The 12,734-nt window shown below is 61.1% G+C and carries 10 protein-coding genes; 6 read left to right on the top strand and 4 right to left on the bottom strand.

All coding sequences use genetic code 11. The features are described 5' to 3' along the window. Nucleotides 1-171: 171 nt before the first annotated feature. The 3 genes from AC07XZ_RS17965 to rloA are packed head-to-tail and all read right to left on the bottom strand — an operon-like array spanning nt 172 to nt 3,235. Complete coding sequence (locus AC07XZ_RS17965; RefSeq protein ID WP_085747914.1) at nt 172-1,158, bottom strand: alpha-L-glutamate ligase-like protein; 987 nt, start codon at nt 1,156-1,158, stop codon at nt 172-174. Continuing rightward, the gene (gene rloB, locus AC07XZ_RS17970; RefSeq protein ID WP_007951967.1) at nt 1,158-2,693 is read right to left on the bottom strand and encodes an osmotic stress tolerance membrane protein RloB; all 1,536 of its coding nucleotides are present in this window, start codon (nt 2,691-2,693) and stop codon (nt 1,158-1,160) included. The genes AC07XZ_RS17965 and rloB overlap by 1 nt, the downstream gene beginning before the upstream one ends. A gap of 5 nt (nt 2,694-2,698) precedes the next feature. Continuing rightward, entirely contained in the window at nt 2,699-3,235 is a 537-nt protein-coding gene (rloA, locus tag AC07XZ_RS17975) for a retropepsin-like aspartic peptidase RloA (RefSeq protein ID WP_011333239.1), read from the bottom strand. A 300-nt stretch (nt 3,236-3,535) separates the two neighbouring features. Here rloA and AC07XZ_RS17980 point away from each other — a divergent pair, with 300 nt between their 5' ends. The 6 genes from AC07XZ_RS17980 (at nt 3,536) to prpD (ending at nt 11,832) form a co-directional block, all read left to right on the top strand. Further along, a complete protein-coding gene (locus tag AC07XZ_RS17980) occupies nt 3,536-4,258 on the top strand; it encodes a GntR family transcriptional regulator (protein WP_173892848.1) in 723 nt (240 codons plus the stop codon). Beyond that, a complete protein-coding gene (gene prpB / locus AC07XZ_RS17985; RefSeq protein ID WP_007951973.1) occupies nt 4,255-5,145 on the top strand; it encodes a methylisocitrate lyase in 891 nt (296 codons plus the stop codon). Before AC07XZ_RS17980 ends, prpB begins: the two co-directional genes overlap by 4 nt. Before the next feature lie 43 nt (nt 5,146-5,188). After that, the gene (gene prpC, locus AC07XZ_RS17990) at nt 5,189-6,316 is read left to right on the top strand and encodes a bifunctional 2-methylcitrate synthase/citrate synthase (protein WP_102686934.1); all 1,128 of its coding nucleotides are present in this window, start codon (nt 5,189-5,191) and stop codon (nt 6,314-6,316) included. A 61-nt stretch (nt 6,317-6,377) separates the two neighbouring features. Continuing rightward, entirely contained in the window at nt 6,378-8,972 is a 2,595-nt protein-coding gene (gene acnD, locus AC07XZ_RS17995) for a Fe/S-dependent 2-methylisocitrate dehydratase AcnD (RefSeq protein ID WP_102686935.1), read from the top strand. 54 nt (nt 8,973-9,026) lie between these two features. Further along, entirely contained in the window at nt 9,027-10,229 is a 1,203-nt protein-coding gene (gene prpF / locus AC07XZ_RS18000; protein ID WP_102686936.1) for a 2-methylaconitate cis-trans isomerase PrpF, read from the top strand. 118 nt (nt 10,230-10,347) lie between these two features. Continuing rightward, nucleotides 10,348-11,832: a 2-methylcitrate dehydratase gene (prpD, locus tag AC07XZ_RS18005; RefSeq protein ID WP_102686937.1), complete on the top strand. Its 1,485-nt coding sequence runs from the start codon at nt 10,348-10,350 to the stop codon at nt 11,830-11,832. Here prpD and ppsR read toward each other — a convergent pair. Further along, nucleotides 11,825-12,643: a posphoenolpyruvate synthetase regulatory kinase/phosphorylase PpsR gene (gene ppsR / locus AC07XZ_RS18010; protein WP_007951980.1), complete on the bottom strand. Its 819-nt coding sequence runs from the start codon at nt 12,641-12,643 to the stop codon at nt 11,825-11,827. The genes prpD and ppsR overlap by 8 nt on opposite strands. Between the last annotated feature and the right edge of the window lie 91 nt (nt 12,644-12,734).

Below are 12,734 nucleotides of genomic sequence, written 5' to 3' on the forward strand. Positions count from 1 at the left end.
CCCCAGCCCTCTCCCCCAAAGGGGGAGAGGGGGAAGGGAGCAGATCTTCATGCTTTTCAAAGCCTGAGTTCGACTCGGTCATTCAGGTCGATGTAACTCGAATGTTCAACACCGTCGGCTCCCTCTCCCTCCGGGAGAGGGCTGGGGTGAGGGTGCTTTTGCTTCTGAGCTTCAGCCCTCGACCGCCGGAATATGCCCAAACAACTCCTGAGCAAACGCCACCCGCTCTTCAACCGACTCCGTCACGCCGCGCGCCTTGAGCTCTTCCAGATGCGCTTCCACCGCATGGGTACGCAACGTCAGCCCGCAATCATTGGCAATCTGGATATTCAGCCCCGGCCGCGCATTCAGCTCCAGAATCAGCGGGCCTTTCTCCTGGTCCAGCACCATGTCTACGCCGATATAGCCCAAACCACACAGCTCATAACAACCGGCCGCGAGCTTCATGAAACCGTCCCAGTAGGGCAGTTGCACGCCGTCTACCGCATTGGTGGTGTCCGGGTGTTTGGTGATGATGTTGTTCAGCCAGGTGCCGCGCAGGGTCAGGCCGGTGGCCAGGTCGACGCCGACGCCGATGGCGCCCTGGTGCAGGTTGGCCTTGCCCCCGGACTGACGGGTCGGCAGACGCAACATCGCCATCACCGGGTAACCCATCAGCACTATGATGCGGATGTCCGGCACGCCTTCGTAGCTGATGCTCTTGAAGATCTGGTCCGGGGTCACCCGGTATTCGATCAGCGCCCGATCACGGTGGCCGCCCAGCGAATACAGACCGGTGAGGATGCTGGAGATGTGATGCTCCAGCTCTTCGTGGGCAATGATCTTGCCCGACACCGTACGATAGCGGCCCTCGAAACGGTCGGCGATGACGATGATGCCGTCACCGCCGGCGCCCTGGGCCGGCTTGATCACGAAGTCGTTGCGCCCGCCGATGATCTCGCCGAGCTTGTCGATTTCCTTCTCCGTGGAAATCACGCCATACAGTTCCGGCACGTGAATGCCGGCCTTGATCGCGCGTTCCTTGGTGATGATCTTGTCATCGACGATCGGGTACAGGCTGCGCTTGTTGTACTTGAGCACGTAGTCGGCGTTACGCCGATTGATGCCCATGATGCCCCGGGCTTCCAAGGCCTTCCAGGTCTTCCAGAAACCGAACATCAGGCGTCAGCCTTCTTCAGGAAAGCCTTGAAACGTACGAGTTCAGTCAGGCGATAACCGCGATAACGACCCATGGCCAGCATGAAGCCCACCAGGATCAGCAGGATCGCCGGGAAGGTGAACACGAAGTACACCAGCTCAGGAACGGTCATGATCAAGTGCGCCAGGGACGCTGCGAACAGCGTGCCGATCGCCACTTTCATGGCATGGCTGGCGCCGCGTTCTTCCCAGGTGATCGACAGACGTTCGATGGTCATGGTCAGAATCACCATCGGGAACAGCGCCACCGACAGCCCGCGCTCCAGACCGAGTTTGTGACTGAACAGGCTGATCGCCGCGATCAGCACCACCACGAACGTCAGCACCACCGACAGGCGCGGCAGCATTTGCAGCTTCAGGTGTTCCAGATACGAGCGCAGCGATAACCCGAGCGCGGTGATCACGGTAAACAGCAGGATGCCGAAGCCCAGTTGCGTCTCGCGGAAGGCCAAGGCGATCAGCACCGGTGTGAACGTGCCGAGGGTCTGCAGGCCGATCAGGTTGCGCAGGATCAGGATCACCAGCACGCCGATCGGGATCATCACCATGATCATGAACGTCTGCTGGGTTTGCAGCGGCAGGCCGTACAGCGAGTATTCGAGGAAGTTGGCGTCGGTGTTTTCGTCGGTCAGCTTGGCCAGACGAATCGCGTTCATCTCGCTGTTGTTCAGGCTGAAGGTCACGTTGGCCTTCTTGCCGCCGTCGACAGTGATCAGGTTTTCATCACCGCTCCACCACAGCAGGCGGTCGGTCGGCAGGCCTTGTTCGCCGGTTTCCGGGTTGAAGTACAGCCAGTCGGTGCCGTTGAAGCTGCGCAGCCACAGTTCCGGAGTTTGCGGCTGATCGGCGACGAGGCGGATGGTGTGGACTTTCTCCACCGGCACGTGGGCGATGGACAGCAGCAGTTCGACAATCTTGGCTTTGTGCGGCGTCGACGGATCGCCGGCCAGCAGCAGTTTCACGTTGTCGTCGTTGACGTTGTTGACGCGTTTGATCGCTTCGCCAATGAAGGTCTCGACGTCGGCCGAGTGCTGGCGGATCGGGGCGAGCAGGGCTTCGGCGGCAATCTTTTCCGGGCCTTCGATGGCCATGCTGTCGCGGAAGGTCGGGCCTTTGATCTTGGTTTTCTCGGCGGTGTAACGCTTGGTCAGCACCAGGCGGTAATAAAGGGTCTGGTTGCCCTTGGCCCGGCGTGCCGACCAGGTGACCTTGCGGTTGCCGTCGACACGGTTGACCGCCACGCCGTAGTTGTTGGAGATGAAGCTCTCATTGAGGCTGACGTAATCGCGGCTCAAGGGCGGCACGAACATCTGGATCTTCACCGGATCCTTGGTGCTGGCGACGAACTCGACCTTGGCGTCGATGTTCCACAGGTCGTCGGTGGCGTCTTCGGTCACTGGAATGCCGAGCACGAAAATCTGATAGGCCGTAACCGAAACGCCCAGCAACACCAGGATGGTGATCAGGACTTTCAGGTGGAAGGTTAGAGAACGCATGGAAATTACTCGGCGGTATGAGCGGCGATGGCGCAGGCGGGTTTGCCGGCAGCGTATTTAAGACTGGGATCGACCAGCGCATCGAAGCGTTTCAGCGCCTCGGAGCCGATCAAAAGCGGGTATTGGAACGCACTACGGTCGGTCAGGTTCACTTCGATGCTGCGCATTGCCGAACCCATGCAGATGTCCAGCTCGATCACCGGGCGCGCGGTGTACTTCTTGCCTTCTTCAGGGTCGTAGTCGCCGGCGCGGCGCTTGATCTTGCTGACCCGGGCCAGCGGCCGTTCGATCGGGTGCGAATGCGCGGCGTCGATGGCCAGGTAGAAACGTACCCAGGACTCGCCGTTGCGTTTGAAACGTTTGATGTCGCGGGCGCTCAGGGAGGCGGTTTTCGCCCCGGTGTCGAGTTTCGCCGCCACTTCCAGGTTGATCCCGTCGAGGGCAGCGTATTCGTTGAGGCCGTACACGGTCTTTTCCCCCGCCGCGGCGAGGCCGGGCAGGCAAAACAGTGCAAAGAATGTGGGGAAGGGCTTGAGTCTCATAAATCCTGGCGAGCAGCGTTCCGTTCTCGGTTCAGGGCCATGGCATCAGGAAATCCTGTCTGCCCATGCGCCTTCGTGTGCCTATCAGCTTTTTATGACAAGCCGTGCAAATGACTCGCAAATGCGGGCGGCATTCTAGCACGGTGGTTTTATGGCGCCAGCGGCGGGACCGGTCTATAACCCTTGGGGCTGATATGAAGGCTTATTAGACGATTGTCGACAATCTGTATTTATCCTTTGACTGATGCGGGCTGGTTCGCTAGTTTTTGCCGCATTGGATTTGAAGGTGTCGACAATATGCTGGATCAACTCGATCCCCCGGTGATCAACGGCGACGATTCCGAGACGCTCTCGGAAAACGTCTTCCGACGCATCCAGGCGGCCATCGTCAAAGGCGAGATCGCCCCGGGCAGCAAGATCTCCGAGCCGGAACTGGCGCGCACCTACGGCATCAGCCGCGGGCCGCTGCGCGAGGCGATCCACCGGCTGGAAGGCCAGCGCCTGCTGGTGCGCGTACCGCACGTCGGTGCGCGGGTGGTGTCGCTGAGCCACGCCGAATTGCTCGAACTCTACGAAATCCGTGAATCCCTCGAAGGCATGGCCTGCCGTCTGGCGGCCGAACGCATGAGCGTCGAAGAAATCGACGAACTGCGCCGGGTGCTGGAAACCCATGAACGCGATGCAGCCTTCCAGGCCGGTGTCGGCTACTACCAGCAGGAAGGCGATTTCGACTTTCACTACCGGATCATCCAGGGCAGCGGCAACCGCACCCTCACGCAAATGCTCTGCGGCGAGCTCTATCAACTGGTGCGCATGTACCGCATCCAGTTTTCCACCACGCCCAACCGCCCGCGCCAGGCCTTTGCCGAACACCACCGGATTCTCGATGCCATCGCCGACCGTGACGGCGAGCTCGCGGAATTGTTGATGCGCCGTCACATCGGCGCCTCGAAACGCAACATCGCCCGTCACTACCAGGACGGCGCCGACAATAAGACAGCCACTGAACGAGGTGAGTCATGAGTTCCAACAAGAGCACTCCAGGCCAGCGTTTCCGCGATGCGGTCGCCAGCGAACATCCGCTGCAAGTGGTCGGGGCGATCAACGCCAACCACGCGCTGCTGGCCAAGCGCGCCGGTTTCAAGGCGATCTACCTGTCGGGTGGCGGGGTGGCTGCCGGCTCCCTCGGCGTGCCGGACCTGGGCATCACCGGCCTGGATGACGTGCTGACCGACGTGCGCCGCATCACCGACGTCTGCGACCTGCCGCTGCTGGTGGACGTCGACACCGGTTTCGGCGCCTCGGCGTTCAACGTGGCCCGCACCGTCAAGTCGATGATCAAGTTCGGCGCGGCGGCGATTCACATCGAAGACCAGGTCGGCGCCAAACGCTGCGGTCACCGCCCTAATAAAGAAATCGTGACCCAGCAGGAAATGGTCGACCGCATCAAGGCTGCCGTCGATGCCCGCACCGACGACAGTTTCGTGATCATGGCCCGCACCGACGCCCTGGCCGTTGAAGGTCTGGAATCGGCACTGGATCGCGCCGCTGCGTGCATCGAGGCCGGCGCCGACATGATCTTCCCGGAAGCCATCACTGAACTCGAGATGTACAAGCTGTTCGCCAGCCGCGTGAAAGCGCCGATCCTGGCCAACATCACCGAATTCGGCTCGACGCCGCTGTACACCACCGAGCAACTGGCCGGCGCCGATGTGTCGCTGGTGCTGTACCCGCTGTCGGCGTTCCGCGCGATGAACAAGGCCGCGGAAAACGTCTACACCGCGATCCGCCGCGACGGCACTCAGCAGAATGTCATCGACACCATGCAGACTCGCATGGAGCTCTACGATCGCATCGATTACCACACCTTCGAGCAGAAGCTCGACGCGTTGTTTGCGGCGAAGAAGTAAGCCGCAACCGTACTCCCTAATAAATTCAAGATTGGAGACAACAATGGCCGAAGCAAAAGTACTCAGTGGCGCCGGGCTCCGGGGCCAGGTTGCCGGGCAAACCGCACTGTCCACCGTGGGCCAGGCCGGTGCCGGGCTGACCTATCGCGGCTACGACGTGCGCGAACTGGCGGCAGACGCACAATTTGAAGAAGTGGCGTACTTGCTGCTCTACGGAGAACTGCCGACCAAGGCACAGCTCGCCGACTATCAAGGCAAGCTGAGCAAGCTGCGCGACCTGCCACAAGCACTGAAAGAAGTGCTGGAACGCATCCCCGCCGACGCCCACCCGATGGACGTGATGCGCACCGGTTGCTCGTTCCTGGGCAACATCGAGCCGGAGAAAGATTTCTCCGAGCAACGCGACAAGACCGACCGCCTGCTGGCCGCGTTCCCGGCGATCATGTGCTACTGGTATCGCTTCAGCCACGACGGCAAACGCATTAATTGCGTAACGGACGAGCAGTCCATCGGCGGCCACTTCCTGCACCTGCTGCACGACAAGAAGCCGAGCGAACTGCACGTCAAAGTGATGAACGTGTCGCTGATCCTCTACGCCGAGCACGAATTCAACGCCTCGACCTTTACCGCTCGGGTGTGTGCTTCGACCCTGTCAGATCTGTATTCCTGCGTCACGGCGGCCATCGGCTCGTTGCGCGGCCCACTGCACGGTGGCGCCAACGAAGCGGCGATGGAAATGATCGAGCGCTTCTCGTCGCCGGAAGAGGCGATCAAAGGCACCCTCGGCATGCTCGAACGCAAGGACAAGATCATGGGCTTCGGCCACGCGATCTATAAGGACAGCGATCCGCGCAACGAGGTGATCAAGGGCTGGTCGAAAAAACTCGCCGACGAAGTGGGCGACAAGGTGTTGTTCGCGGTTTCGGAAGCCATCGACAAGACCATGTGGGAGCAAAAGAAACTGTTCCCCAACGCCGACTTCTACCATGCCTCGGCGTACCACTTCATGGGCATCCCGACCAAGCTGTTCACCCCGATCTTCGTCTGCTCGCGCCTGACCGGCTGGGCAGCGCACGTGTTCGAACAGCGCGCCAACAACCGCATCATCCGTCCAAGCGCCGAGTACACCGGCGTCGAACAGCGCAAGTTCGTGCCAATCGACCAGCGCTGACCGGGGAGGGCGCCGGCACAGGCGCCCCCTCTTTGAAACTACCGTGACCGAGTCCTGACCGATGAACACAGAATTTCGCAAGAACCTGCCCGGCACGCCGCTGGACTTTTTCGACGTCCGCGCGGCTGTCGATGCGATCCAGCCCGGCAGCTACGACACCCTGCCGTACACCTCTCGCGTGCTGGCGGAAAACCTCGTGCGTCGCTGCGACCCGGCCACGCTCACCGATTCCCTGAAACAACTGATCGAGCGCAAACGCGACCTCGACTTCCCGTGGTTCCCGGCTCGCGTGGTGTGCCACGACATTCTCGGCCAGACCGCGCTGGTGGATCTGGCCGGCCTGCGCGACGCGATTGCCCAGCAGGGCGGCGACCCGGCGCAGGTCAACCCGGTGGTGCCGACCCAACTGATCGTCGACCACTCGCTGGCGGTTGAAGCGGGCGGTTTTGACGCCCAGGCGTTCGAGAAGAACCGCGCCATCGAAGACCGTCGCAACGAAGACCGCTTCCACTTCATCAACTGGACCAAGAAGGCGTTCAAGAACGTCGACGTGATCCCGCCGGGCAACGGCATCATGCACCAGATCAACCTGGAGAAAATGTCTCCGGTGATTCAGGTGCGCGACGGCGTGGCATTCCCGGATACCTGCGTCGGCACCGACAGCCACACCCCGCACGTCGATGCGCTGGGCGTGATCGCCATCGGTGTCGGTGGTCTGGAAGCCGAAAGCGTGATGCTCGGCCGCGCGTCGTGGATGCGCCTGCCGGAAAGCGTCGGCGTCGAACTGACCGGCAAGCTGCAACCGGGCATCACCGCCACCGACATGGTGCTGGCGCTGACCGAATACCTGCGCAAACAGAAAGTGGTCGGCGCATGGCTGGAGTTCTTCGGCGAAGGTGCTTCGGCACTGACCCTCGGCGACCGCGCGACCATCTCCAACATGGCCCCGGAATACGGCGCCACGGCGGCGATGTTCTACATCGACCAGCAGACTATCGATTACCTGAAACTCACCGGTCGCGAAGACCAGCAAGTTCAGCTGGTCGAGCAATACGCCAAGCAGATCGGTCTCTGGGCCGACAGCCTGAAAGGCGCGCAATACGAGCGCGGCCTGACCTTCGATCTGTCTTCGGTGGTGCGCAACATGGCCGGCCCGAGCAACCCGCACGCCCGTGTGGCGGTGTCGGATCTGGCGGCCAAAGGCATCGCCGGTCAGTGGGAAGACGTGCCGGGGCAAATGCCTGACGGCGCGGTGATCATCGCCGCCATCACCAGTTGCACCAACACCAGCAACCCGCGCAACGTGATCGCCGCCGGCCTGCTGGCGCGCAACGCCAACAAGCTCGGGCTGACCCGCAAGCCGTGGGTCAAGTCGTCGCTGGCGCCGGGTTCGAAAACCGTGGCGCTGTACCTCGATGAAGCGGGGCTGACCACGGAGCTGGAGCAGCTCGGTTTCGGCGTCGTCGCGTTTGCCTGCACCACCTGCAACGGCATGTCCGGCGCGCTGGATCCGGTGATCCAGCAAGAGATCATCGACCGCGATCTGTATGCGACCGCTGTGCTGTCTGGCAACCGCAACTTCGACGGGCGGATTCACCCGTACGCCAAGCAGGCGTTCCTCGCTTCGCCGCCGCTGGTGGTGGCCTACGCGATTGCCGGAACTATTCGTTTCGACATAGAAAAAGACGTGCTGGGCGTGGTCGACGGCAAGGAAGTTCGCCTGAAAGACATCTGGCCGAGCGACGAAGAAATCGACGCGGTGGTGAAATCCTCGGTCAAGCCCGAGCAGTTCCGTCAGGTCTACATCCCGATGTTCGCCATCCATGAAGACACAGGCCCGAAAGTCACGCCGCTGTACGACTGGCGCGAGATGAGCACCTACATCCGCCGTCCGCCGTACTGGGAAGGCGCGCTGGCCGGGGCGCGACCGCTCAAGGGCATGCGCCCGCTGGCGGTGCTGCCGGACAACATCACCACCGATCACCTGTCGCCGTCGAACGCGATCATGCTCGACAGCGCCGCCGGTGAGTACCTGGCGAAAATGGGCCTGCCGGAAGAGGACTTCAACTCTTACGCGACCCACCGTGGCGACCACTTGACCGCGCAGCGCGCAACGTTTGCCAACCCGAAACTGTTCAACGAAATGGTTGTGGAAAACGGCAAGGTCAAGCAGGGCTCCCTGGCCCGTGTCGAGCCGGAAGGCAAAGTGATGCGCATGTGGGAAGCCATCGAAACCTACATGGAGCGCAAGCAGCCGCTGATCATCATCGCCGGCGCCGACTACGGTCAGGGTTCGTCCCGGGACTGGGCAGCCAAAGGCGTGCGGCTGGCGGGTGTGGAAGCGATCGCCGCTGAAGGTTTCGAACGTATCCACCGCACCAACCTGGTGGGCATGGGCGTGTTGCCGCTGGAATTCAAACCGGGCACCGACCGCAAGACCCTGGGCATCGACGGCAGCGAAACCTATGACGTGATCGGTGAGCGCACGCCGCGCGCCGACCTGACGCTGGTAATCCATCGCAAGAACGGTGAACGCGTCGATGTGCCGGTGACCTGCCGCCTCGACACCGCCGAAGAAGTGTCGATCTACGAGGCCGGCGGCGTGTTGCAGCGCTTCGCTCAGGACTTCCTCGAAGAGTCGGCGGTTGCCGTTTAAATCAACTGATGTGGGCATGGGGCTTCAAGTCCCATGTCTTCGTTAAGGAGCACCATGGCTCACGCAGCTAATTTCGCACCGCAGATCAAAATCCCCGCTACCTACATGCGTGGCGGCACCAGCAAAGGCGTGTTTTTCAGCCTCAAGGATCTGCCCGAAGCGGCGCAGATTCCCGGCCCGGCCCGTGATGCGCTGTTGCTGCGGGTCATCGGCAGCCCCGACCCGTACGACAAGCAGATCGACGGCATGGGCGGCGCCACCTCGAGCACCAGCAAAACCGTGATCCTGTCGAAAAGCATCAAGGCCGATCACGACGTCGATTACCTGTTCGGTCAGGTGTCGATCGACAAGCCGTTCGTGGACTGGAGCGGCAACTGCGGCAACCTGTCGGCGGCAGTCGGTTCGTTCGCCATCAGCAACGGTCTGGTGGACGCCAGCCGCATTCCGCACAACGGTGTGGCGGTGGTTCGCGTGTGGCAGGCCAATATCGGTAAAACGATCATTGCCCACGTGCCGATCACCAATGGCGAAGTCCAGGAAACCGGCGATTTCGAACTCGACGGCGTGACCTTTCCGGCCGCCGAAGTCCAGGTCGAATTCATGGACCCGGCGGCGGAAGAAGAGGGCGGCGGTGGCTCGATGTTCCCCACCGGCAACCTGATCGATGAGCTGGAGGTGCCGGGCGTCGGCACGTTCAAGGCGACCATGATCAACGCGGGTATCCCGACGATCTTCGTTAACGCCGAAGACATCGGTTACACCGGCACCGAGCTGCAGAGCGCGATCAACAGCGATCCGAAAGCGTTGCAGATGTTTGAGACCATTCGTGCCTACGGTGCTTTGCGCATGGGGCTGATTTCCAGTCTGGATGAAGCGGCCAAGCGTCAGCACACGCCGAAAGTGGCGTTCGTTGCCAAACCTGCGGATTACGTGGCATCCAGTGGCAAAGCCATTGGCGCTGGGGATGTGGATTTGCTGGTGCGGGCGTTGTCGATGGGCAAGCTGCACCACGCGATGATGGGGACGGCGGCGGTGGCGATCGGCACCGCCGCAGCGATCTCCGGCACCTTGGTAAACCTGGCGGCCGGCGGCGTTGAACGCAATGCCGTGCGGTTCGGGCATCCGTCCGGGACGTTGCGTGTGGGGGCTGAGGCCAGCCTTGAAAATGGCGAATGGGTTGTGAAGAAAGCGATCATGAGCCGTAGTGCGCGGGTACTGATGGAAGGTTTCGTCCGCGTGCCTGGAGATTCGTTCTAACGCACAGTCGCTGAGAGCGAACCTGATCGCTCTCAGCGCTTTACGCATTTCAATAACAAGAAAAATTAGCCCTGAACCGAGGTCCCATCAACGAACCACTTCCAAGAGTGAATCGAACATGAGCGCCAACGTCGACCTGAACAACCGCCCCGACTACGACCGTGTCCTGCAGGACATCGCCGATTACGTCCTCACCTGCAAGATCGAATCTGCCGAAGCCCTCGACACCGCCCGCAACTGCCTGATGGACACGCTGGGCTGCGGCCTGCTGGCTCTGCGTTTCCCCGAGTGCACCAAACACCTTGGCCCCATCGTCGAAGGCACCGTCGTCCCATTCGGCGCCCGAGTTCCAGGCACGTCCTATCGCCTCGACCCAATCAAAGCCGCGTGGGACATCGGCTGCATCGTGCGCTGGCTCGATTACAACGACACCTGGCTCGCCGCCGAATGGGGGCATCCGTCGGACAACCTCGGCGGGATTCTCGCGGTGGCCGATCACCTGTCGCAAAAGCGTCTGGCAAATGGTGAAACGCCGCTGACGGTGCGCGATGTACTCGAAGCGATGATCATGGCCCACGAAATCCAGGGCGTGATCGCGCTGGAAAACTCGTTCAATCGCGTAGGCCTCGACCACGTCATTCTGGTGAAGGTGGCCTCGACTGCCGTGACCGCCAAACTGATGGGCGCCAACCGTGAGCAGCTGTTATCGGCGTTGTCCCACGCGTTCGCCGACGGCCAGGCATTGCGCACGTACCGCCATGCGCCGAACGCCGGTTCACGCAAATCCTGGGCGGCTGGGGATGCATCGAGCCGGGGCGTGCGGCTGGCGGATATCGCGATGCGCGGCGAAATGGGAATCCCCGGCGTCTTGAGTGCCAAACAATGGGGCTTTTACGACGTTTTGTTCAGCCACACCAACAACGATCTGGCGCTCAAGCCCGAAGACAAGCGCGCCTTCAGTTTTTCCCGACCGTTCGGCAGCTACGTGATGGAGAACGTGCTGTTCAAAATCAGCTTCCCCGCCGAATTCCACGCGCAAACCGCCTGCGAAGCCGCCGTGACCTTGCACCCGCAGGTGCGTAATCGTCTGCATGAGATCGACCGGATCGTCATCACCACCCACGAATCGGCGATTCGCATCATTTCCAAGATCGGGCCGCTGGCCAATGCCGCCGACCGCGATCACTGCCTCCAGTACATGACCGCCGTGCCGCTGGCGTTCGGCAATCTGGTGGCCGAGCAGTACGAAGACGATTTCCACAAGGCCCATCCGGTCATCGATGTGCTGCGCGAGAAAATGGTCATCGTCGAGGATCCGCGCTTCACCCGTGAATACCTGGAGGCCGACAAACGCTCGATTGCCAACGCGGTGCAGGTGTTTTTCAAGGACGGTTCGAGCACGGAGAACGTGGTGGTGGAATACCCGATCGGCCATCGCCGGCGTCGCGCCGAGGGCATTCCATTGCTGGAGGACAAGTTCAGGGCAAATCTGGCCACCCGTTTCACCGGGCAGCGCAGCGGGGAGATTCTTGCGCTGTGCAAGGATCAGGCGCGGCTTGAAACCACGCCGGTGAACCGGTTTGTCGATTTATTGGTTATTTGAAGCGCCGCTCCACGCCTTTTTCCACGAGGATCTTCGCGGAAATTTCTTCTACCGAGAAATGCGTGGAGTTGATGTTCGGGATGTTCTCGCGGCGGAACAGGTTTTCCACCTCGCGCACCTCGAACTCGCACTGGGCGTAGCTCGAATAGCGGCTGTTGGGCTTGCGTTCGTTGCGGATCGCGGTAAGGCGGTCCGGGTCGATGGTCAGGCCGAACAGCTTGTGCTGGTGGGCGCGCAGGGCGGCCGGCAGTTGCAGGCGTTCCATGTCGTCTTCGGTCAGCGGGTAGTTGGCCGCGCGGATGCCGAACTGCATCGCCATGTACAGGCACGTCGGCGTCTTACCACAACGCGACACGCCCACTAGTATCAGGTCGGCCTTGTCGTAATAGTGGGTGCGGGCGCCATCGTCGTTGTCGAGGGCGAAGTTCACCGCCTCGATCCGCTCCATGTAATTGGAGTTGTGACCGATGGAGTGGGATTTGCCGACGGTGTAGGAAGAATGCTCGGTCAGTTCCTGCTCGAGCGGGGCGAGGAACGTCGAGAAGATGTCGATCATGAAACCATTGGAGGTTGCGAGAATCTCACGAATGTCCTGATTGACGATGGTGTCGAAGATGATCGGCCGGAAACCGTCGGTTTCAGCGGCTTTGTTGATTTGTTGTACCATGGCCCGCGCTTTTTCAACGCTGTCGATGTACGGGCGCGTGAATTTGCTGAAGGTAATGTTTTCGAACTGCGCCAGAAGGCTTTGACCCAGGGTTTCGGCGGTGATGCCGGTGCCATCGGAGATAAAGAAAGCAGATCGTTTCATTTGCACCTTGGGCCTTAAGCTAGTGACGAATCTTGGATATGATAGGCGCGATTTGCCGGCCGCCATTGGCCCGCATTCTCACTTATTTTCC

The sequence above is a fragment of the Pseudomonas sp. GW458-11-26-14-LB4 genome, assembly GCF_059423925.1.